The organism is Segatella bryantii (assembly GCF_022024215.1).
In the GTDB taxonomy this organism is placed as follows: Bacteria; Bacteroidota; Bacteroidia; order Bacteroidales; family Bacteroidaceae; genus Prevotella; species Prevotella bryantii.
The window spans coordinates 938,075-961,883 of record NZ_CP091797.1; the positions used below are offsets into that span (position 1 = coordinate 938,075).

A 23,809-nucleotide genomic window follows, 5' to 3' on the forward strand; every position below is an offset into this window, starting at 1 on the left:
TGGGCAAAAGCCAATGACTGCCCAGAAATTCGTGAAGCATCTGCTGACTTTGCCAAGACTTTTTCTTGAGGAAGCTGAAACTGAAGTAAGTAAAATTAGAGAAAAGCTGGATAAAGATACCTATTCTTTACTCCCTATTTCATACATTGCCAAAAATTATTTCGGCAAAAGCACAGCATGGCTACAACAGAGAATTAATGGCTACAAAGTTAAAGGCTCATATGCTTAAAAAATATTAATTTCTGAGATATTTAACACTATTCTAAAAAATAGTGAACATATATTTCGTAGCAACAAACTACTTTTGTTGCAAATTAATAATTTAAAAATTATATATATGAAATTCACTGATTTTACGGGATTATATTCCCTTTCCAAAACATTACGTTTCGAACTCAAACCTATAGGTAAAACCCTTGAGAACATCAAGAAAGCAGGTCTTCTTGAACAAGATCAGCATAGAGCTGACAGCTACAAGAAAGTAAAAAAGATCATTGATGAATACCACAAAGCATTTATCGAAAAATCTTTATCAAACTTCGAACTGAAATACCAAAGTGAAGACAAATTAGACTCACTCGAAGAATATTTGATGTACTATTCCATGAAACGCATTGAAAAAACAGAAAAAGATAAATTTGCTAAAATACAAGATAACCTAAGAAAACAAATCGCTGATCACCTGAAAGGGGATGAATCTTATAAAACTATTTTCAGCAAAGATCTTATTCGTAAAAATTTACCTGATTTTGTCAAATCTGACGAAGAACGGACATTAATAAAAGAATTTAAGGACTTCACCACTTACTTTAAAGGTTTTTATGAGAATCGTGAAAACATGTACTCTGCTGAAGATAAGTCTACAGCTATATCACATCGCATAATTCATGAGAATCTTCCTAAGTTTGTTGATAATATTAATGCGTTTTCGAAAATAATTCTTATTCCTGAACTCCGAGAAAAATTAAATCAGATTTATCAAGATTTTGAAGAATACTTAAATGTAGAAAGCATCGATGAAATATTCCATCTTGACTATTTCAGCATGGTGATGACACAAAAACAGATAGAAGTTTATAATGCCATAATTGGTGGTAAAAGTACCAATGATAAGAAAATTCAGGGTTTAAATGAGTACATTAATCTGTATAATCAGAAACACAAGGATTGTAAACTTCCAAAACTAAAGCTGTTATTCAAACAGATTCTAAGCGATCGCATTGCAATATCATGGTTGCCTGACAACTTTAAGGATGACCAAGAAGCGCTTGACTCTATTGATACATGCTATAAGAACTTATTGAATGATGGCAATGTTTTAGGAGAGGGTAATTTAAAATTATTACTGGAAAATATAGATACTTATAACCTGGAAGGAATATTCATTCGCAACGATTTACAGTTGACAGACATTTCACAGAAAATGTATGCTAGTTGGAACGTCATTCAAGATGCTGTCATTCTTGACTTGAAGAAGCAGGTTTCACGCAAGAAAAAAGAATCAGCAGAAGATTATAATGACCGCTTAAAGAAACTCTACACTTCACAAGAGAGTTTCTCCATCCAGTACTTAAATGACTGTTTACGTGCCTATGGAAAAACTGAAAACATACAAGATTACTTCGCAAAACTAGGAGCAGTTAACAATGAGCACGAACAGACCATTAATCTATTTGCACAAGTAAAAAATGCATATACATCAGTACAAGCAATACTTACTACACCATATCCTGAAAACGCGAATTTAGCACAGGACAAGGAGACCGTAGCATTAATTAAAAATCTCCTTGACTCTTTAAAACGATTACAACGTTTCATCAAACCATTACTTGGTAAGGGTGATGAAAGTGATAAAGATGAGCGCTTTTATGGTGATTTTACACCTTTATGGGAAACGCTTAACCAAATAACTCCTCTTTACAATATGGTTCGCAATTATATGACTCGTAAACCATATTCACAAGAAAAAATTAAACTCAATTTTGAAAATAGTACTCTTTTAGGAGGATGGGACCTGAATAAAGAGCATGATAACACAGCCATTATTCTTAGAAAAAACGGTCTATATTATTTGGCTATCATGAAGAAAAGTGCCAATAAGATATTTGACAAAGATAAACTAGATAATTCTGGAGACTGCTACGAAAAAATGGTATATAAATTACTACCAGGTGCAAACAAGATGTTACCAAAAGTTTTCTTCTCCAAGTCTAGGATTGATGAATTTAAGCCTAGTGAAAATATTATTGAGAACTACAAAAAAGGAACACATAAAAAAGGTGCCAATTTCAACTTAGCTGATTGCCATAATCTAATTGATTTCTTCAAATCATCAATATCCAAACATGAAGACTGGAGTAAATTCAATTTCCACTTTTCTGACACCTCTTCTTATGAGGATCTCAGTGATTTTTACCGCGAAGTAGAGCAACAAGGATATTCTATAAGCTTCTGTGATGTATCTGTAGAGTATATTAATAAAATGGTAGAGAAAGGTGATCTATATCTCTTCCAAATTTATAATAAGGATTTCTCTGAATTCAGCAAAGGTACACCGAACATGCACACACTATATTGGAACTCTTTATTTAGTAAAGAGAATCTTAATAATATCATTTATAAGTTGAATGGACAAGCAGAAATCTTCTTCCGTAAGAAAAGCCTCAACTATAAACGCCCAACTCATCCTGCTCACCAAGCTATCAAGAATAAAAATAAATGCAATGAGAAAAAGGAAAGCATATTCGATTACGACTTGGTAAAAGACAAGAGATATACTGTGGATAAGTTCCAATTCCATGTACCTATAACTATGAATTTCAAGAGTACGGGAAATACTAATATCAATCAGCAAGTTGTAGACTATTTGCGCACAGAAGACGATACCCATATTATAGGTATAGATCGTGGTGAACGTCATCTTTTATATCTTGTCGTCATCGACAGCCACGGCAAAATCGTAGAACAATTTACCTTGAACGAAATTGTAAATGAGTATGGTGGCAATATTTATCGTACAAATTATCATGATCTTCTTGACACAAGAGAACAAAATCGAGAAAAGGCACGTGAAAGCTGGCAAACAATTGAGAATATCAAAGAACTGAAAGAAGGCTATATTTCTCAAGTAATCCATAAGATAACTGACTTGATGCAAAAATATCATGCCGTGGTTGTTTTGGAAGATTTGAACATGGGATTCATGCGTGGTAGACAAAAAGTAGAAAAACAAGTTTACCAGAAATTTGAAGAAATGTTGATTAATAAACTAAATTATCTAGTCAACAAGAAGGCAGATCAAAATTCTGCAGGAGGACTTTTGCACGCTTATCAACTTACAAGTAAGTTTGAAAGTTTCCAAAAATTAGGAAAGCAAAGTGGATTCTTATTCTACATCCCTGCCTGGAATACTTCAAAAATAGATCCTGTAACTGGATTTGTAAATTTATTCGACACACGATATGAAAGTATTGATAAGGCAAAAGCTTTCTTTGGAAAATTTGACAGTATCAGATATAATGCCGATAAAGATTGGTTTGAATTTGCTTTTGACTATAACAACTTTACGACAAAAGCAGAAGGAACTAGAACCAACTGGACAATTTGTACTTATGGTTCACGCATAAGAACTTTCAGAAATCAAGCTAAGAATTCCCAATGGGACAACGAAGAGATTGATTTAACGAAAGCTTACAAAGCGTTCTTTGCCAAACATGGAATAAATATCTATGATAATATTAAGGAAGCAATTGCTATGGAAACGGAGAAGTCCTTCTTTGAAGATTTACTACATTTGTTGAAGTTAACACTTCAGATGCGAAATAGCATTACTGGTACAACCACAGATTATTTAATATCTCCTGTTCACGATTCTAAAGGTAATTTCTATGATAGTAGAATATGTGACAACTCACTTCCAGCTAATGCTGATGCTAATGGAGCATATAACATTGCCCGTAAAGGTTTAATGTTGATTCAACAGATTAAAGACTCAACCAGTTCTGATCGCTTCAAATTTAGTCCTATTACCAATAAAGATTGGCTTGTATTTGCTCAAGAAAAACCTTATCTTAATGATTGATAAAACATGGATGACTATATTGCTATAGCCACTCTAAATGATTACATCTTTTGTCCGTACTCCATATATTTGCATAACGTATATATGGATACGGACGAAGGAATGTATAAAGCTACACCACAAATAAAAGGTACTTTAGTTCATGAGGGTGTAGACCATAAAACGAGTAGCACAAAAAAAACTGATATTTTTTCTATACATGTTTATAGTGATACGCTGGGTGTGTCTGGCAAAATCGATGTATACAAAACTGATAAGAAACAATTAATAGAAAGGAAAAATAATCTTAGAAGACTAGAAAAAAAGATAATAAAACTATAGATGCCATCCAACAATGTAAGGCTGCATTGACAACAATTGAAGACATAGAAGATTACAATCTTTTGATGGGGTTGGAAGGAACAGTAGCCAAATGCTTCTTTTCTGCTTATTTTCAAGACTTTAACTGGAAAGGACGTCATCCAAGAATGAAAAGTGATACACTAAACGTTACATTGGATATCGGATACACAATACTTTTCAACTATATGGAATCATTCATGCGCATGTTTGGATTCGATTTATACAAAGGTGTATATCATCGGTTATGGTATCAACGCAAATCACTAATTTGCGATATCATGGAACCATTCAGATGTATTATTGATCATACTATCTTATTGGCTTTTCATAGAGGTCAATTCAAAGATAAAGACTTTATAAAACTTAAAGGTGAAATCCATTTAAAGTATGAAAAATCATCAGTGTATTATAATGTATTCTTTAAAGTACTAATAGATTACAAAACTGAGATTTTTAAGTATGTTCAACAATACTACCGATGTTTCATGGGTAAAAAATCAGCCCAACAACTTCCTAATTTTGTATATCAATGAAAATAATTAGTTATGATATCTCCAATGACTTTTGGAGAGGGAAATTTGCAAAAATGCTAAAACAGCATGGTGCAATCAGGTTACAATATTCAGTTTATGAAGTAATCAATACAAACAGGATTACAGACAATCTAATGACCAAAATCGAAGCTTGGTCAAAACATTTTTCTGGTGACGACAGTATTATCATATTCGATGTTGATCAAAAAGATTTAATAAAATACGGTAATGCCATTCATCGGGATAAAGCCATTGTTTTTCTTTAATACAAATATACGATATTATGTTTTAGCCTACATTTTCATAAAGTCCTGATATCAAGCACATTATAAACTTTTATATAACAATCAAGAAGCTGACGGGGAGATAAAAACTCAAAAATAATTATCCACAAAATGCTTATATATCAGTACTTTTTTATATCTTTGTAAAAAATAAGAGGCTATAAAGCCTATTTAATTTCTACTATTGTAGATTCGAGATACCTATTCCAGACGGAGACAGGCTATAAAGCCTATTTAATTTCTACTATTGTAGATGGCGATTGAGATAGGCTTGTTTCTCTACATGCTATAAAACCTATTTAATTTCTACTATTGTAGATCAAGATAGGACGAGGGAGAGGATGCGCCAGGCTATAAAGCTTATTTAATTTCTACTATTGTAGATCCGATTGACATACTTAAGGCAAGTTAGGGGCTATAAAGCTTATTTAATTTCTACTATTGTAGATGAAAATTGCATACCTCATTATGCAATTTCGGCTATAAAGCCTATTTAATTTCTACTATTGTAGATTAGCCTAATGTATTTAGGTCGGAAGATAGGCTATAAAGCCTATTTAATTTCTACTATTGTAGATCCGATTGACATACTTAAGGCAAGTTAGGGGCTATAAAGCTTATTTAATTTCTACTATTGTAGATCCACATAGAACAAACCGCTTGTCCATAGGCTATAAAGCTTATTTAATTTCTACTATTGTAGATATTACCTAATTGGTCAAACAGGTCTGTGGCTATAAAGCTTATTTAATTTCTACTATTGTAGATAGAATTACTCATAGCCATGGTTTTAATGGCTATAAAGCTTATTTAATTTCTACTATTGTAGATAGTCAATTGCTGATGAAGCGGGAAAAGGTGGCTATAAAGCTTATTTAATTTCTACTATTGTAGATTTCAATAACTTGCTTATTAATCTTGATAGGCTATAAAGCTTATTTAATTTCTACTATTGTAGATGAAGCATATAAGAATGGTACTAAAGTTGGCTATAAAGCTTATTTAATTTCTACTATTGTAGATGAAAATTGCATACCTCATTATGCAATTTCGGCTATAAAGCCTATTTAATTTCTACTATTGTAGATTAGCCTAATGTATTTAGGTCGGAAGATAGGCTATAAAGCCTATTTAATTTCTACTATTGTAGATCCGATTGACATACTTAAGGCAAGTTAGGGACTATAAAGCTTATTTAATTTCTACTATTGTAGATTATTCCTGCACACGCCTATAAAGTTAATTGCGTATCTATTAGCAGTTATTAACATATATAGCATAAGATTATATGCAGAATCATCACATAGAGTTGCTATTTCAACAAACTTTCTGAAGTCTGAAATATTATATGTAATATCTTTGTAACTTATTCTAAATCAAGTACTTGATACTAATCAAGAAAAAGATTGTTTTCTCATTAAATATCTCATGTTACATGGTCTCTTACTGTTTTGTGCTTACCTTTGCCGAAGAAAAATAAGTATTCAGGATATTATTGATTAAATTTAGGATAACAAATTATGAACATGTTGAGAGCAATGAGAAAAACAATGAAGAGAATCGTTAACTTGTATGCCAAATGTTTGGTGATTTGGGGTGAAGCCCTTTTGAAATCAACTCCATACGGTATGGCATAATGGAAATAGAAATAATCCCTGAGGGGATATCTCTCAGGAATTCATAAAAGGCGTCAGTTCTGCTTGAACTGACGCCTTTTATATATGCAAGTCTTTATTTCTTGACGCTTACTTTCTTCCCATTAAGTATGTAAATACCACTCTGGGTTGGGGCTTTGATGCGCACACCACTCAGGGTATACCATTTCTCTTCTACAGAGGCGTCAGACTGTACATCGACTATTCCTGTTACGGCATTGTCGATGATATTACTCTTGGCATTGGCCGTCTGGCTGATGGTACCATAGAGTTTGATATTAGCAAAGGCCATCTGCTTGGTAATACCTAAGTTGTAGACGTTAAACGTCAGTTTATGACCTTTCTCCGGATTGGTAGTCGTTACGTTATAACAATATGTGGTGTATTCTGGATTCTGGGCATTACGGGCCGGACGAAGACCGGAAGCTATTTTATTGCCACACCAGCTCACATCTATATTTCCACCATCGGTGCCGATACGGGTGGCGGTAAAGTCGATACGGGTGATGTTCAGACTGTAACCAGATAAAGGTACGATATTAAAAGATAATTTGTTGTTGTCGTCTGGTGCTGGATTATTATCCACGGTTACTCCTATTCGGGTCTCAGTAAGGTCATTGAGCTCCTTGACACCACCATAAGTCAGCCCCGAACCGATGGTAACATCTGTGGTGACATAATTCTTCAGATCATCACCGACCACAGCCAACTGATGAGCGACACCCTGTTCAAAAGGCCAGAGAATAACACCATTCTGAGGAACCACCGCTGGCATTGTTGCCGATGAAGAAGAAGAGTCATCCTGAACCGTAATAGAACTGTTGGCTATAAAGCCTGCAGCAGCATCAGGCAAATAGTAACCCAAATGAGGTGGCTGATTATAAGCCGACTGTTGCCAAGCAACAGCCATACGGTAAGTATGGTCGTGCATCAGACATGGCACACGATAATTGGTAGCCTCTGTTGAGGTAAAAATAGTGAGAGTCGTATTGTCATCACCACTGTACTCCACGATTTCCTCGCGCCAGTCACCAAATATATCGGCTTGCAAACATGGAGTAGCCTTGGTCGTGTTACAAGTCTTGGAATTACTGTAATTCCCTGGTGAGAATATTGTGGTGGCTGAGCTGCCATTCCATTTGCTCACATTCGTATCAAACCAGTTATCTTGTAGACTTCCATCCCAATAGATGCGAAAATTACAAGACGTACCATTAGTGGTAATTATACTATTGTCGACGGCACTTCGCAAACTTCTGTCACCATACGATGAGAATTGTCCTCCACGCTTATTCGCCACGAAGCAACCTGCCATACCTCTTCCATTATCACCGCTGGTTGTAGCCGAATAAAGAATTTGTCCGGTTTTGGCATCATGCAAATCCCAACCGTATGGACTCTCTTCATGTACCTGGAATACTTCCAGACCTGCTCTATCTGGATTAAAATCGCCCACATGAATAGCATCACCATGACCGTAACCTGTGGCATAGAGCAGATAACCATTGTTATCCAGAGCACCCGATCCATAGATAATCTCATCACAGCCATCTCCGTCGATATCGGCTATCGAGAGATTATGGTTACCATTACCATAAAGGGTATGACTTCCGCGGTTTGCTGTACTTGAGCCATAGCTCTTGGTTGTGGTATTGCCATTGGCATCGGTCACACTGGCCGATGTGCTGGAAGTAGAGGCATGAAGCCACCGGGTACTCAACTTCTTTCCGTCAAAGTCTACAGCCCATACATAAGCTCGGGTATAGTAACCTCGACAGAGGATGGCACTTGGTCTATTACCGGCTCCATTGAGATAAGCTACTGCCGATAGATAACGGTCGCATCGGTTACCATAGGTATCACCCCAGAAGCTCTTCGAAGGCATACTGGCTGCACCCGATGCTCCTCCAGCACGGTTCGGATTATACCATACGGTATGTATAGCTGATCCGGTCTGTCCATTGAATACGGTCAGGAACTCTGGACCTGACAGGATATAGCCACTGCTGTTACGATAATTGGTCTGTGAGGCATTTTTGATATTGCTGTCGGTAGCTGCTGCTGTTACATACTGCCCCTTACCGTCCTTGGTCAACGGAGCGGTCTTACAGATTACTTCTGCTTTGCCGTCACCATCAAAATCGTACACCAGATGTTGGGTATAATGGGCACCTGCACGAATATTATAGCCTAAGTCTATACGCCACAGACGTTGGCCTGAGAACTTATAACAGTCAAGAAAAACGGCATCTGTCTTGCCACTTTGGCTGTTATCCTTGGCATTCTCTGGATTCCACTTCACGATAATTTCATATTCACCATCACCATCTACATCACCCACGCTACAGTCGTTAGGTGTGTATTGGCTTCCGGGACTACTGAGTTTTACCTTCAGATATTTATCACTCCAAGGGGTGACAACTGCCGATGTCTCTGTTTTGACACCGTTAACTCGGGTTACTATCTGATACTTGCTTGAGGCATTTCCATTTGTATCGAGATAACTGGTTACATTCTTCAAATTAGACGCTATGGTCTGTCCGTCGCGAAGCACATCAAAGGTGGTTGTTTTGGCATTGTCGGTACCCAACAGTCTCCATGACACAAATTCACCTGTAGCATTCATGGCTGGTACAGCAATGATTCCTCTGGTGATTTTCTCCATTTGCGAGACTGGCGTATTCTGCGCTTGTATGGCTAACGGGGTTGTTGTGGCTGCCAGTAAGCCGGTTAGGGCCATAGCCCTCAGTTGGTTTTTCATTTTTGATATCATTTAGGTTATTCGTTTTTCTTTATTTCTTGACGCTTACTTTCTTCCCATTAAGTATGTAAATACCACTCTGGGTTGGGGCTTTGATGCGCACACCACTCAGGGTATACCATTTCTCTTCTACAGAGGCGTCAGACTGTACATCGACTATTCCTGTTACGGCATTGTCGATGGTATTACTCTTGGCATTGGCCGTCTGGCTGATGGTACCATAGAGTTTGATATTGGCAAAGGCCATCTGCTTGGTAATACCTAAGTTGTAGACGTTAAACGTCAGTTTATGACCTTTCTCCGGATTGGTAGTCGTTACGTTATAACAATATGTGGTGTATTCTGGATTCTGGGCATTACGGGCCGGACGAAGACCGGAAGCTATTTTATTGCCACACCAGCTCACATCTATATTTCCACCATCGGTGCCGATACGGGTGGCTGTAAAGTCGATACGGGTGATATTCAGACTATAACCGGATAAAGGTACGATATTAAAAGATAATTTATTGTCAGCATCTGGTGCTGGATTATTATCCACGGTTACTCCTATTCGGGTCTCAGTAAGGTCATTGAGCTCCTTGACACCACCATAAGTCAGCCCCGAACCGATGGTAACATCTGTGGTGACATAATTCTTCAGATCATCACCGACCACAGCCAACTGATGAGCGACACCCTGTTCAAAAGGCCAGAGAATAACACCATTCTGAGCCGAGACATTAGGCAGGGTAGCTGTTGCTGTAGAGCCCGAAGTCTGTTGTCCGGCAGAAGCCCCATCTACATAAAAGTTAAAGGTTCGGGTAAGCGACACACCATCTTGCGTAGCTTTCACCTGAACGGTAAAAAGAGCCGAAGCAGTGCCATTGTAAACCGTCAGCGTACTACCATTGATACCAGCTACCGCACCTTCTGCACATGCTACCACCTGATAGCGGGCATTAGTATAACCAGCAAAATAGGTAGCCAAGTCGATGGTTATCTTGCCACTCATCGTGAAATGAGGATCGGCCATCCAATTAAGGTATTCTTCCAGATTCGTATAGTTATCGCCATTCAGATCGCTATTATGATCAGCTGAATTGGCATTAGTACCATAAGCCTTCTCCCACCAATCTGGCATTCCATCCTTATCCGTATCCCAGTTAGAAGGGCGCGATGCTGTAGTAATATTTAGTCCACCAAAACCTTCGGCATCACTTTCACGGTCGATAAGGCCTTTCTTTCCGGTATAATACCCCGTCTTGGAATAACTTCCGCTAAGAGTTTCCTTTACCATACGCTGGTCGTGATTATCCAGTTCAGGCAGGTTACAACCTACATCGGATAGCACATTCTTATAGGCAGCCTCAGCACTCTCAATAGTAGCATAGCTATCAAAAAAAGGCGCACTCTGAAATACGGTCCAATTCACAACCTGACCGTTGGTTGCACGTTGTCTTCGCAGTTCACTCTGATTGGTTGTTTTGCTTCCATCAGTATTTTCCCGGATATTACCAGCCACATAATAACTCTGTGTACCTGTTCCTGTACCTTCCAAATCGGCTGTCAGAAGATACTTCTCTGTACTGGCCGGCCCCATCTTGTAATAGTTGTTCACAAAGTTGCCCTCATGGGTTCCACCATCAGTAGTACGGTCACCCCAGTTGTAGCATACATTATTAAACATATCAAGGGCACCTGCATAGGCGCCATCACTTAGTCCACCGCTCATACTCCAGTTTCTACCGTTATTATGTGCCAGCAGATTGTGGTGATAACTACCTACGCCATCCGGATAGCCGCCACCGATAGTGGCAGCATAACCATGCTCTACATAGCGACCGGATTGCTCTACATAGTGACTATGACCAGCATAATTCAACTCTTCCGAAATCAGAGTATGTTGCAAGGTAAGATTACGACTGTTTCTACTAGAAAATCCCTCATCAATGGCCCATCCTATACTACAGTGGTCCATAATAGCATGATTGTTACCAGCCATACCCATACCATCTGACGTATTGGCATTGGCACCACTTCCACTCCAGCTGTCGCCACCACCGAGACGCAGACGAATGAAACGGGTAATACCATCGCTGGCAACACCCAACGGACTCGATTTAAACATAATGCCTCTACCGGGAGCTGTCTGTCCGGCAATCGTGATATATGGATCGTTAATGGTAAGCCGCTCTTTCAAGGTAATGACACCGCCCACATCAAAGACAATAGTGCGAGGACCACTCAGTTGGGTAACACCATAACGGAAGGTACCATAACTACCGTCATCGGCCAGACTGGTAACATGATATACCTGTCCTCCACGACCACCGATAGCCCATTTGCCATAACCTTCAGCACCAGGGAAAGCAAGACGTCTTGGCTGGAATGTCCATACCTCGCCTCTATAGACTATACCATTTTTGGTATTGTCGATACGCCAATAATAGGTCTTTAACGGAGAAAGCCCCGTAAGTTGGCGCGAATGTGATGTACTATTTAGATTAATACAGGTACCTCCACCATTGGCAATGGTATTTTTATCCGTACCCCAATATAGTTTTTGTCCCTCAGAACCGCTGGCTGCCACCTTCCAGTTTAGCCAGATACTTCCACCGTCGGCATTAGCATGCAGATCGTTATCGGCTGGCGAAGGACTGGTGGCTAAAACATCAGCATTAGTCACATCCAATTCTAGTGAATTGATAAAAAAATCGGTAGAACTACTATAGGTAATGGTAGCCGATGTGCCACTGAAGGTAACATAACTCTTAGCTGACGCTGCCGTGTTAACAGCTCTTGAGGTAGGTGTTACTGTTGTCTGTTTCGTGCCGTTGACGGCTACATTGATACTGCCCATACCTGATAATCCCTCGGGATTATTATGATAAGCCTGAAGTGTGTGGGTACCGTTGCTTAGTCCACTTATGGTTACGGTTATGCTCGTGGCACTCTTCGGAGAGCCATCATGGTGAATACCATCATTGATGAGTTTATCATTGGCGATGGCAGCCTTGTACCAACCAGAACGCAGACTATAGGCTGAGGTGGAATTCTGAATGGTCACCTTGACATTACCAAAAGTTTTGGTTTCACTCTGATTAGCCGTTAACTCGTTCACCTGCCAACTGGAGAAATTGTCCATCGTCACCTCTGTAGTATTTCTACCACTCTGATCAAGATCAATTTTTTGGGCTTGTACCATCATGGACAGCGACAATGCGCCCAAGAACAATACCCTTCGCTGCCATACGGCATGAGAAATGTTCTTACTTTGTTTAGATTTCATTTAGGTTAAAATTTTTAGATATGTTTTATAATGCTTAGGTTATACTTTCTCGTTATTAGTTTTCACGACTACAAATAAAGTAAATAAGAAATAAAGAAAGGAGCAAAATTCTGCAAAAAAAGTCATAAATATCAGAATATCACCTTTTTTTGTTAAAAATTCCACCTTTAAACCCTTCGATACCATGGTTAATCTAACTAATACAAAGAGATCGTTTCTGTTACTTTTGAAGTGCCCTCATGTATATTTACCTTTATGCCATATGATAAGGTGTATTCAACAGGGAATCAACTCTTTTTATTGTTACATCATTAAATCGTCAAGTTCTTGATATAAAACAAGTTATAATGTTATTACTTTACAAAAGTAATTCATTTCTTCCTTTTTCGTTTCGTACTATTTTTTCATCTTTGATTTCCATTAATAATTATATACGATATATGTTAACAACTGATAATTTACAATACTCGTATGCGATAATTTATTAAAACCAGTTAATAAGTTATCTGAATCGTTTGCGATGCTAAATATTATTTCTATCTTTGCATCGCAAACGAGATAATGTGTAATAAATTACCAACAGGAAAGGAGTATTATATGGTAATGACTATTTTATATATGGCAATGATTGTCCTTGGTGTAGGTCTAGTAGCCTTAATCAGTACTCAAGCTTAAAAGCTCCAAATATACAATAGGTTAGCTCTAGTGAAAGAAGGGAAAAAGAAGGAAAAAAGAAGGAAAAAAGAAGATAAGAGAATTAAAAATTTTGGATTTAAAGAATTAATGAAAGGGCATGACACTGACGATGGCTAAAGCCATAAGATGTAACATGCCCATTTTTTTAAATGATACGAAAGGGCATATTTTCAAAAAGGTTTAGTATCTTTGCAATAAAAAAGAACATACGTTATTATAACGTGTAGATAAAAACAAAAAATATAAGTAATGAATCAGAAAATAGCTATTCCAACATGTGAAGGAAAATTGTGGCAACATTTCGGTAAAGCACCACAAGTAACATTTGTAACCATTGAAAACGGAAAGGTAAAAGATTCTGTCGTGATGCAGGCTCCGGAGCACGAACATGGTGCCATGCCTAAGTTTATTGCTGCTCAAGGGGCTACCGATGTTCTTTGTGGCGGTCTTGGCCAGGGTGCAGTAAATATGCTCCAACAGTTGGGCATTAAGATTCATGGCGGAGCTCCTACCATCGCTATCGAAGAAGTACTTACACAGTATCTAAACGGTACTATCGTGTATGGCGACAGTAGTTGTCATCATCATTGTCATCATCATGAGGAATAATACCATAAGCCCAGAATTTGAAACACGTGTAGAACATGCTGTCGATTATTTCATGCAAGGTTACGGTTGCTGCCAGAGTGTGGTAGCTGCTTTTGCCGATTTGTATGGTTTAGATCATCAATTAGCTTTAAAGATTGCAGCAGGCTTTGGTGGTGGCGTAGGCAGAATGCGTATGATGTGTGGGGCTGTGTCGGGAATCGTGATGCTCGTTGGCTTGGAAGAGGGACAGACTGATGGTGCCGACCGTGAAGGCAAATCACATTGCTATATGATCGTTCAACAGTTACTGGAAGAATCCAAACTGCAGAATGGTTCTATTATCTGTGCGGAGATATTAGGACTCAACGGGCATGATAAAGCAGCCAACAGTTATGTTGCCTCTGAACGTACTGCTGAATACTACAAGAAGCGGCCGTGTGTTGCTAAAGTTGAGAGTGCTGCCAGAATCTTTGCAGAATATCTGACGAACAAAAAGGGAAAGCATTAATGCCTTCCCTTTTTTGTTTCATGCGATTCTCACAACACTTTTTGTAAAATGTCACCTAAATATCTTACCGTAATTTGCAAGAAGAATTCCAAAAAGACGGCTAATGAATGGATTACCGAGTATACTGTGGCTGATATTATCCATTATCTACAGAACACAAATATGACGATTAAGGAAATAGCCGATAAAGTAGGTTTTCCGAATACCAGTTTCTTCGGAAAATACGTTAAAGAACATTTAGGATGTACACCGATAGAATATCGTTATAAGTAACCCTGCTACGTCGCCTCAGGGTTACTTTTTACGTTTCATAAGCCAAATCACACATCCGGTTATCGGTAAAGAAGCTGCAATGATACTCAACAAGAAAGCGATCAGCTTGCCAGGTATGCCTGCAATAGCTCCAGAATGGATATCATAGGACATACGAAACAGGATGTCACCTCCATTCACCTGGGACTGGGACAAACCATAGACTCCTCCGCCAGCTAATTCCCGAAGAGAATAACGGTCGTAAAAATGATAGTCATTAGAGTAATTCTTACCAGGTTTCGGATTAAAGACCACTGTATAGACGCCCGTGTTTCCCATCGGGAAATCGAAACGTACAGAACTCGTTTTCATATCTGGCTTTCGCATTAACACTTTATCCCACATAGCCTCATCATTGATTTTCGCTGTATCGACATGTGTCGTGTCGGATACAGGCATGCTCCATTCATGATAAGTTTTACTAGAAAGTAAGGTATAGTAGCCTTTGGCTAGCAAAGGAAAACTCCAGGTTAGTCCGGTAAAGGTTATGGCCAATATAGGCAACAAAATCAGTCCGCCCAAAGAATTATGTAAATCATAAAAAAATCGGCGGTGCCCACCATTCGTTTTCACGGTTAATCGCTGACGAATGGCTTTTCTATTCCATCGGCGCGGAAACCAAAGTATCAACCCCGTAAGCAATTCGATAACAAAAATAACCATACTCCATCCTATAATCAGCCGACCAATGGTTGGTGGAAGCCATAATGAACGATGACCAGCCATGACCCAGTTGAAGAAATCTTCACCCGTTGGTTTACCCAAAATTTCAGCCGTATACGGATTGATATATACATTACCATAACTCGTATTCTGAGAAGAATAGGTTAACATACTCGGTTTTGGTGCAGGCTGATAAGTTACACCATAAGCCACGACATCGCCCCCCTCTAACTTACGCAGTTCCGGTACAAGAATTTCTTTGAGTTGCCCTGGGGTATAAAGTATGTCACCTTGAGGATTAACGGCCTCAATACCCACAGTCTTAATCTCCTCTGCGAATGCATATAATGCTCCTGTGATAGCCATGATGACAATCACGATCCCTGACAGGAATCCAAGCCACAAGTGAATCTGTAGAATCTTTTTTTTCATATATAGTTTGCAAAGGTACGTAGACGATACAATATACACAATACCTAAAAGTTGTGATATTGCAAAAATACAGTAAATAGAGATACTGAACTATAGCGAAAATGTCGATTGATATAAAATGGAAAAGCTGCGTTCTACTCCTATTCAATGTCCCCCCACTTTCTCCATACATATTCTAACACAAATAAGAGTGGTTATTTGTGAGTTTCACATCTTTTTTATAATTTTGAAACAAAATAAATACATCAAACTGAATTATAAAGATGAAAAAATACATACTCCTTTTGCTGATACCACTTTTGCTGACATGTTGCAACAAGTCTACCTCTTATTATACGATAGGTGTAAGTCAGTGTTCAAGTGGCAAATGGCGTGAAAAGGTAAATCATGAAATGTTATCAGCACAACATCTCTATGATAAGGAAGTAAAAATCTCGATTGCCAACTGTTATGATAATGCTCAAAAACAAGTTCAACAAATAGACAGCCTCATCGATGCAAATGTCGATTTGTTGGTTATCGCTCCTTATGAATATTCACACATTACCAAAAGCATAGAACGAGCACGACAAAAAAATATTCCTGTCGTCTTGTTCGATCGAAAAATATCTCCCAAAAACTATACTGCTTATATTGGTGGTGATAATGTGGAAGCTGGCGCTTGTATCGGCCGATATGCGCTGCAACTGGCCGATCGTCTACAATCACAAAATAAAGGCAGAAAAACAAGCGTGCTCGAATTAACGGGTCCGATGGAAATGTCACCAGCACGAGAACGACATAAAGGTTTTGCGCAAACCATCACCCAAAATACGCTGATAGATTATCAGTTCTTGATAACCAATTGGACACCAGAAGATAATTACAAAAAGATGATGGCTTATCTGAAAGCTGGTAAGCGACCGGATATTGTATTTTGTCATAGCGATATCGATGCCTTAGGAGCTTATCAGGCCGCAAAAGAGTGTGGACTGGAAAAAAGTATCAGTTTTCTCGGTATCGACGGATTACCTGGAAAGGGACAGGGCCTGGAAGGTGTAAAAAGTGGGAAATTAGCTGGTACTTATATCTACCCTACTCATGGCGAGGAGATTATTCTTTTAGCACTGAATATTCTGGAAGGCAAAAAATATAAACAAAATAATACCATCCAGAGTTTTGTGGTTACTCCTACCAATGTAGATGATATCATGATTAGTACACAAGTCATGATGCAACAGAATGACTATCTGATAACCATCCAAAATAAACTTGAAAATTATTTAGGACAGTATCACACACAACAAATGGTGCTCTACTTTCTTGCTTTCGCTTTTCTCATTTCGCTCGTAGCAATTCTTTTGATTGGCCGTGCTATCCAATCTACACGGCGCGCAAACCATCAGATGAAAAAAGCTAACAACAAAATGAAAAAACTAAATGAGGAACAAACTTTATTCTATACGAATGCCAGTCATCAGCTCAAAACGCCACTAACATTAATAGCCGGTCCGGCTAAGGAATTGCTTGCTAATTGTTCACAGAAAAAAGATCGTGATAAAGAACTGCTCGAAATTTTGAATCGAAATGTCAATCTTTTGGAGCAAGTCGTTTATCATGTCTTAAATTTTAAGGAGCAGGTGAAAAAAGCGATGGCTGAGGATACACTTCTGTCTGTAAGTGATGGTGCTATCCCGAATAGTCAGTTGCTTGCGGATGAACAGCATGAAGATAAGTCTGTCACCAACGATATTCAGAAGGGCCATCAGAAGATGTTGCTGAAATTAGATACAGATGAATTGCCTACCATCCTGGTGGTAGACGAAAATAGTGATATGCGAAAATTTCTACACACCCTATTTGCTGATAACTATTATGTTATTGAAGCTGCAGATGGACAAAGTGGACTGAAATTGGCACGCGAGGGAGTGCCAGACTTGATTGTCAGTGATATCATCATGCCTGTCATGAATGGTCTGGAGTTTTGCAAACGAATCAAAGAGGATCCTATCACAAGCCATATCCCTGTTTTACTCCTATCAGCCCAAAGTACAGATCATCAACTTATCGAAGGTTTCAAGAACGGTGCCGAAGCATATATCACCAAACCGTTTAATGCACAACTACTCATCAGTCATATAGAAAGTTTACTTTATAATCGCGAGAAATTACGCCTACAGTTTGCGAAATCCGCAAATGTAAACCTCAGTACTACTCCTCATCATAAAGATGATGCGCAGAAAAAGGAAGCCAATGAACATAAACAAGAGATTCCTGCCGTACAAATGAGCACTGCCGACCGTCGTTTCATCGATAATCTGAAAACAGCAATTCTTGAAAAAATGGCAGACTCACATCTTAAAATGGAAGACTTAGGAGATGAACTCGGACTAAGCCGTGTACAACTATACAGGAAAGTAAAAGCACTCACAGGTCTTACTCCAGTAGAACTGCTCCGAAAGATGCGTCTCCAACAAGCCTACGCCCTATTGCTTAATAGTGATAAAAGTGTATCAGAAATATGTTACGAAGTGGGCTTTGGAACCCCTAGTTACTTCGCCTCTTGCTTTAAAAAGGAATTCGACATCTACCCAGCTGATCTTAAGAAAAATAACAAATAATACCCGTTATCGAACACAACTACAAGAGGTTACACTACGACATTATAACATTTTTGACTATAATTGCAAAAAATGTTGCATGTAACATTTTTGCTATCTAACGAACGATATCAATTGCTAATCCTTAGATTTTTGTTGTAACTATGCAAAAGTAAATCTAATTAGTAACTAAAAATCGTATCGAATGAAAGATCTGTCAAAGACTATTCTGAGCATTTTGTTCATGATGGTATGTACTATCGTTAATGCACAGAAGATTGATGTCAGTGGTACCGTACTAGATCCCCTAGGTGAATCTGTTATTGGTGCTACGATTATGGAAAAAGGTACCACAAATGGTGTCGTTACAGACTTAGACGGCAACTTCTCCTTAAAAGTTAACAAAGGTGCCATAGTTGTTATCTCTTATGTAGGCTTCCAGACTCAGGAACTACCTGCTACTCCTAACATGAAAATCACAATTCATGAAGAAGCAAATGATTTGAACGAAGTAGTAGTTACAGGTTACACCACACAGCGTAAAGCTGATTTAACTGGAGCCATCTCTGTAGTAAGTGCCAGTGATATTGCAAAGCAAAACGAAAACAACCCTATCAAGGCTATGCAAGGACGAGTTCCTGGTATGAATATTTCTGCCGATGGTTCTCCTGCTGGTAATGCTACTGTACGTATCCGTGGTATAGGAACCTTGAATAACAACGACCCACTCTACATTATTGATGGTGTGCCTACCAAAGCTGGTATGCACGAACTTAACGGAAACGACATCGAGAGCATTCAAGTACTCAAGGATGCAGCTTCTGCTTCTATCTATGGTAGTCGCGCTGCTAATGGTGTTATCATTATTACTACAAAGAGTGGTAAAGAGGGCAAAGTTAAGGTAAACTTTGATGCGAGTATCGCCGTACAGACTTATGCCCACAAGATGAAGGTGCTCAATGCCAAGGAATTCGGCCAAGTCATGTGGCAGGGCTATGTAAACGATGGACTTGATCCTAACACAAATGGTTTGGGCTATCACTATGACTGGGCTTACGATGCTCAAGGATATCCAGTACTCAACAATATCACGATGCAGAAATACATCGATAATGCTGGTACTACTCCTGCTGCTGATACTGACTGGTTCAAAGAGACTACTCGTACAGGGTTGATTCAGAATTATAATGTATCACTCAGCAATGGTGGTGAGCGTGGTAGCTCTTTCTTCTCTCTAGGCTACTACAAGAATAAGGGTATTATCAAGTCTTCTGATTTCGAACGATTCTCTGCTCGTATGAATACAAGTTATAAACTTATTCAAGTAGGCAATCGTAATGTGGTGACAGTAGGTGAGAACTTTACCTTAAACCGCACTTCTGAAGTTCAGGCTCCAGGTGGTTTCCTAGAAAATGTACTTCAGTTTAACCCTTCTCTCCCTGTTTATACTCGTAACGGTGAATATGCAGGTCCTATCGGTGGCTACCCTGATCGTGAAAACCCTGTAGCTCGTCTCGAACGCAACAGCGACAATCGCTATTCGTATTGGCGTATGTTTGGTGATGCTTACGTGAACATCAATCCTATTAAGAACTTGAATATCAAGACAACTTTCGGTCTCGATTATGCACAGAAACAGCAGCGTATCCTTACCTACCCTGTTACTGAGGGTAACGTAGCTAATCCAACAAATGCTTCAGAGGCCAAACAGGAGCACTGGACGAAGTGGATGTGGAACGCTATCGCTACCTATAACCTGGAAACTGGTAAACATCGTGCTGACTTCATGATTGGTACAGAGTTAAACCGTGAAGATGATGTTTCTTTTAGCGGTAAAAAATATGACTTCTCTATCTTGAATCCTGATTATATGTGGCCTAATGCCGGTGTAGGAGAGGCTGAAGCATATGGTACGGGTGAAGGTTATACATTAGTTTCATTCTTTGGTAAGGCTAATTATTCTTACGACGATCGTTATCTTGCCAGCTTTACTATCCGTCGTGATGGTAGTAGCCGATTCGGTAAGCATAATCGTTATGGTACCTTCCCGGCTGTCAGCGCCGGCTGGCGTATTAATCAGGAAAACTTCATGAAGAAGGCTACCTGGATAGACAACTTGAAATTACGTTTCAGTTGGGGTCAAACTGGTAACCAGGAAATCTCTAACATCGCTCGTTATACACTCTATGAGAGTAACTATGGTGAGGCAGGCTTTGGTGGACAAAGCTATGGTACAAGCTATGATATCACCGGTAGTAACGGTGGTACTACACTTCCTAGTGGTTACAAACGTAATCAGCTTGGTAACGATGATTTGAAGTGGGAAACAACAACACAAACCAACCTGGGTCTCGATTTCGCATTCCTCAAAAACTCGATCTATGGTTCCTTCGAATGGTACTATAAGAAAACCAAGGATATCTTGGTATATATGCCAGGTATCGCTGTAATGGGTGAAGGTAGTTCACAGTGGATCAACGCTGGTGAAATGGAAAATAAGGGTATTGAGCTTAATTTGGGCTACCGTGGTCAGATTCACGATTTCCAGTATGACCTCTCTGCTAACCTCGGTACATATCGCAACAAGATTACCAAACTTCCTGAAACGATCGCTGCTAACGGTACCTTTGGTGGTAACGGCGTAGAGAGCGTTGTAGGTCATCCTATGGGTGCACAGGTGGGTTATGTTTTCGATGGTATCTTCAAGAGCCAAGAAGAGATTGATAACCACGCTACTCAGAATGGTGCTGGTTTAGGTCGTATGCGCTGGAAAGATTTAGACGGCAATAATGTCATCAACGAGAAAGACCAAACTTGGATCTACGACCCTACTCCAGATTTCACATGGGGTCTTAATATTTACCTACAGTACAAGAATCTAGACCTTACGATGTTCTGGCAAGGTGTTCAGGGAGTAGATGTCATATCTGACCTCAAGAAACAAACTGACCTTTGGAGTGGTTTGAATATCTCTAACTTGAATAAGGGTGAACGACTTCTTAACGCTTGGACTCCTACCAATATGGGTAGTAATATCCCAGCAGTGAGCACCATGGATAATAATAACGAAAAACGTGTAAGCAGCTACTTCGTAGAAAATGGTTCATACGTAAAACTTCGTACTATCCAGTTGGGTTACAACTTCCCTAAGAAGCTAGCCGAGAAGCTCTATATGGAACGTCTCCGCATATATCTCTCAGCTCAGAACTTGCTTACAATCAAGTCTAATAAATTCAGTGGTGTAGATCCTGAGAATCCAAACTTTGGCTATCCTATCCCATTGAACGTAACCTTCGGTCTCAATGTTTCCTTCTAACTTAAAACGATTAACAATATGAAAACCAAAATATATTCATTCATCTTAGCCGCATGTGCCGTAACCGGTTTTTCATCATGCGACAGCTTCTTAGATGAACACACTCCACAGGGTTCTCTCAGCGAAGATCAGGTGAAAAAGCCTGAAAACGCTGATGCAATGGTTACTTCTGCATATGCCATCTTTACGTCTGCAGAGGATATCAACTCTTCTTTCTCTATGTGGAACTTTGATGTACGCAGTGACGATGCGTATAAAGGTGGTAGCGGTACTAGTGATGGTGATGTTTTCCACCAGCTTGAAGTACAGCAAGGAGTTCTTACTACCAACTGGAATATTAATGATATGTGGGTACGTCTTTATAACTGTATCTCTCGTGTCAACTCTGCTATCGCACTGCTTCATTCTACAGACAATAGCTATAGTCTCAAGCAGGAGCGTTTGGGCGAAATGAAATTCCTTCGTGCTTATGCTCACTTCCTCTTGAAACGTCTTTATAAGAATATTCCTTTTATTATGAATGAGAATATGACGTATGATGAATATAATCTTCTTTCGAATACAGAATATTCTAATGATCAGGGATGGCAGCTTATTATCGATGACTTGACTGAAGCCTACAATAGTCTGCCTAAGACTCAGGTTGATAAGGGTAGACCTACTCAGGCTTCTGCTGCAGCGTTCTTAGCTAAGGTGTACTTATATAAGGCATATCGCCAAGATGATCCAAAGAGTAATCAGGTTACTTCTATTAATAAGGAAGATTTGCAGAAGGTTATCGAATATACGAACCCTGCTCTTTATACCAATTATGGTTTGGAAAGTGATTTCCACAACAATTTCCGTCCTGAGGAACAGTATGAAAATGGTAAGGAGAGTATCTGGGCTATTCAATACTCTAAGAATGATGGTAGCACCTTTGGTAACTTGAACTGGAGTTATGGTCTTATCGTCCCAAATATTCCTGGTACTACAGATGGTGGTTGCGACTTCTACAAACCTAGTCAGAATCTGGTTAATGCCTATCGCACAGGTGATAATGGTCTTCCTTTGATCGACTCATATAATAATCAGAACTATGATATGACTGCTGATAACGCAGACCCTCGCCTCTTCCTCACTGTAGGCATCCCTGGCTTACCTTACGAGTTTAATAAGAACTATATGATGGAGAAGAGTAGTATCTGGAGTCGCTCTAACGGTCTTTATGGGTATTATGTTACTTTAAAACAGAATATAGATCCTGCGTTGGTGGGTACTTATCTGATTAAGGGTTCTTACTGGGCTAGTTCTATGAACCGTATCGTGTTCCGCTATGCTGATGTTCTCTTGGAGCGAGCTGAAGCTTATGCACAGTTGGGGAATAACGAACAGGCTATCCAGTTGGTTAACCAGATTCGTGAGCGTGCTGCTGGCAGTACACAGATGATTAGTAACTATCATAGCACTTACGGAGTTAATCCTTATATCAAGACCTATACTGGTAGCTATTCTCAGGAAGAAACCATCAAGATAGTCAAGATGGAACGTCGATTGGAATTGGGTATGGAGAGTGAACGCTTCTTCGACTTGGTACGCTGGGGGGAAGCAGCCACTGTACTGAACAAATATTATCAAGAGGAGACTAATGACTGTTCTATATACAGCAGCGCTCACTTTACAGCAAACAAGGATGAATATTTACCAATACCTTACTCTCAGATAGCTGCTTCTAACGGCCACTATACCCAGAATATCGGTAACTGGTAAGCACTAGCCTACAGTGAATAGTAAACATTAATACTAATC

The 23,809-nt window shown here is 39.1% G+C and carries 14 protein-coding genes; 11 read left to right on the plus strand and 3 right to left on the minus strand.

Going from position 1 to position 23,809, the window contains the following annotated elements; genetic code table 11:
* The first annotated feature begins 13 nt into the window (after nucleotides 1–13).
* The 5 genes from L6471_RS03560 (at nucleotide 14) to cas2 (ending at nucleotide 5,222) form a co-directional block, all read left to right on the plus strand.
* Nucleotides 14–229, plus strand: coding sequence for a DUF5053 domain-containing protein (locus tag L6471_RS03560; RefSeq protein ID WP_237796852.1), 216 nt, complete (start codon nucleotides 14–16; stop codon nucleotides 227–229).
* Nucleotides 230–337: 108 nt separating this feature from the next.
* Nucleotides 338–4,081, plus strand: a complete 3,744-nt coding sequence (cas12a, locus tag L6471_RS03565; RefSeq protein ID WP_237796853.1) for a type V CRISPR-associated protein Cas12a/Cpf1 — start codon at nucleotides 338–340, stop codon at nucleotides 4,079–4,081.
* Between the two features lie 6 nt (nucleotides 4,082–4,087).
* The gene (gene cas4 / locus L6471_RS03570; protein ID WP_237796854.1) at nucleotides 4,088–4,402 is read left to right on the plus strand and encodes a type V CRISPR-associated protein Cas4; all 315 of its coding nucleotides are present in this window, start codon (nucleotides 4,088–4,090) and stop codon (nucleotides 4,400–4,402) included.
* A 26-nt stretch (nucleotides 4,403–4,428) separates the two neighbouring features.
* Nucleotides 4,429–4,956, plus strand: coding sequence for a CRISPR-associated endonuclease Cas1 (gene cas1 / locus L6471_RS03575; protein WP_237796855.1), 528 nt, complete (start codon nucleotides 4,429–4,431; stop codon nucleotides 4,954–4,956).
* Nucleotides 4,953–5,222 (plus strand): CRISPR-associated endonuclease Cas2, encoded by a 270-nt coding sequence (cas2, locus tag L6471_RS03580; RefSeq protein WP_237796856.1) that lies wholly within the window; start codon nucleotides 4,953–4,955, stop codon nucleotides 5,220–5,222. Before cas1 ends, cas2 begins: the two co-directional genes overlap by 4 nt.
* 1,749 nt (nucleotides 5,223–6,971) lie before the next feature.
* Here cas2 and L6471_RS03585 read toward each other — a convergent pair.
* Nucleotides 6,972–9,656, minus strand: a complete 2,685-nt coding sequence (locus L6471_RS03585; protein WP_237796857.1) for a rhamnogalacturonan lyase — start codon at nucleotides 9,654–9,656, stop codon at nucleotides 6,972–6,974.
* A gap of 31 nt (nucleotides 9,657–9,687) precedes the next feature.
* The gene (locus L6471_RS03590) at nucleotides 9,688–12,927 is read right to left on the minus strand and encodes a hypothetical protein (protein WP_237796858.1); all 3,240 of its coding nucleotides are present in this window, start codon (nucleotides 12,925–12,927) and stop codon (nucleotides 9,688–9,690) included.
* Between the two features lie 945 nt (nucleotides 12,928–13,872).
* Between L6471_RS03590 and L6471_RS03595 the strand changes: the two genes are divergently transcribed.
* Genes L6471_RS03595 through L6471_RS03605 form a run of 3 tightly spaced genes read left to right on the plus strand, consistent with a single transcriptional unit; the run spans nucleotide 13,873 to nucleotide 14,992 of the window.
* The gene (locus L6471_RS03595) at nucleotides 13,873–14,232 is read left to right on the plus strand and encodes a NifB/NifX family molybdenum-iron cluster-binding protein (protein WP_074614219.1); all 360 of its coding nucleotides are present in this window, start codon (nucleotides 13,873–13,875) and stop codon (nucleotides 14,230–14,232) included.
* Nucleotides 14,186–14,719, plus strand: a complete 534-nt coding sequence (locus tag L6471_RS03600) for a C-GCAxxG-C-C family protein (protein ID WP_006281703.1) — start codon at nucleotides 14,186–14,188, stop codon at nucleotides 14,717–14,719. The genes L6471_RS03595 and L6471_RS03600 overlap by 47 nt, the downstream gene beginning before the upstream one ends.
* Before the next feature lie 48 nt (nucleotides 14,720–14,767).
* On the plus strand, nucleotides 14,768–14,992 hold the full coding sequence (locus tag L6471_RS03605; RefSeq protein WP_027453912.1) for a helix-turn-helix domain-containing protein: 225 nt from the start codon (nucleotides 14,768–14,770) through the stop codon (nucleotides 14,990–14,992).
* A gap of 21 nt (nucleotides 14,993–15,013) precedes the next feature.
* Here L6471_RS03605 and L6471_RS03610 read toward each other — a convergent pair whose 3' ends face one another.
* Nucleotides 15,014–16,126 carry a PepSY-associated TM helix domain-containing protein gene (locus tag L6471_RS03610; protein WP_237796859.1) on the minus strand — a complete coding sequence of 371 codons (1,113 nt, stop codon included), beginning with the start codon at nucleotides 16,124–16,126 and terminating at the stop codon, nucleotides 15,014–15,016.
* Nucleotides 16,127–16,389: 263 nt separating this feature from the next.
* On the opposite strand from L6471_RS03610, the gene L6471_RS03615 reads away from it, so the two are divergent.
* The 3 genes from L6471_RS03615 to L6471_RS03625 all read left to right on the plus strand — a co-directional run bounded on the left by L6471_RS03615 (nucleotide 16,390) and on the right by L6471_RS03625 (nucleotide 23,770).
* A complete protein-coding gene (locus L6471_RS03615; protein WP_237796860.1) occupies nucleotides 16,390–18,726 on the plus strand; it encodes a substrate-binding domain-containing protein in 2,337 nt (778 codons plus the stop codon).
* A gap of 184 nt (nucleotides 18,727–18,910) precedes the next feature.
* Nucleotides 18,911–22,021, plus strand: a complete 3,111-nt coding sequence (locus L6471_RS03620) for a SusC/RagA family TonB-linked outer membrane protein (RefSeq protein WP_237796861.1) — start codon at nucleotides 18,911–18,913, stop codon at nucleotides 22,019–22,021.
* A gap of 18 nt (nucleotides 22,022–22,039) precedes the next feature.
* Nucleotides 22,040–23,770, plus strand: coding sequence for a RagB/SusD family nutrient uptake outer membrane protein (locus L6471_RS03625; protein WP_237796862.1), 1,731 nt, complete (start codon nucleotides 22,040–22,042; stop codon nucleotides 23,768–23,770).
* Nucleotides 23,771–23,809 lie beyond the last annotated feature (39 nt).

Bases quoted from the DNA above. Each gene is read 5' to 3' on its own strand.
- L6471_RS03595 (WP_074614219.1), top strand. From the start codon at position 13,873: ATGAATCAGAAAATAGCTATTCCAACATGTGAAGGAAAATTGTGGCAA.
- cas4 (WP_237796854.1), top strand. From the start codon at position 4,088: ATGGATGACTATATTGCTATAGCCACTCTAAATGATTACATCTTTTGT.
- L6471_RS03610 (WP_237796859.1), bottom strand. From the start codon at position 16,126: ATGAAAAAAAAGATTCTACAGATTCACTTGTGGCTTGGATTCCTGTCA.
- L6471_RS03625 (WP_237796862.1), top strand. From the start codon at position 22,040: ATGAAAACCAAAATATATTCATTCATCTTAGCCGCATGTGCCGTAACC.
- L6471_RS03605 (WP_027453912.1), top strand. From the start codon at position 14,768: ATGTCACCTAAATATCTTACCGTAATTTGCAAGAAGAATTCCAAAAAG.
- L6471_RS03615 (WP_237796860.1), top strand. From the start codon at position 16,390: ATGAAAAAATACATACTCCTTTTGCTGATACCACTTTTGCTGACATGT.
- L6471_RS03600 (WP_006281703.1), top strand. From the start codon at position 14,186: ATGGCGACAGTAGTTGTCATCATCATTGTCATCATCATGAGGAATAAT.
- L6471_RS03620 (WP_237796861.1), top strand. From the start codon at position 18,911: ATGAAAGATCTGTCAAAGACTATTCTGAGCATTTTGTTCATGATGGTA.
- cas2 (WP_237796856.1), top strand. From the start codon at position 4,953: ATGAAAATAATTAGTTATGATATCTCCAATGACTTTTGGAGAGGGAAA.
- cas12a (WP_237796853.1), top strand. From the start codon at position 338: ATGAAATTCACTGATTTTACGGGATTATATTCCCTTTCCAAAACATTA.
- L6471_RS03560 (WP_237796852.1), top strand. From the start codon at position 14: ATGACTGCCCAGAAATTCGTGAAGCATCTGCTGACTTTGCCAAGACTT.
- L6471_RS03590 (WP_237796858.1), bottom strand. From the start codon at position 12,927: ATGAAATCTAAACAAAGTAAGAACATTTCTCATGCCGTATGGCAGCGA.
- L6471_RS03585 (WP_237796857.1), bottom strand. From the start codon at position 9,656: ATGAAAAACCAACTGAGGGCTATGGCCCTAACCGGCTTACTGGCAGCC.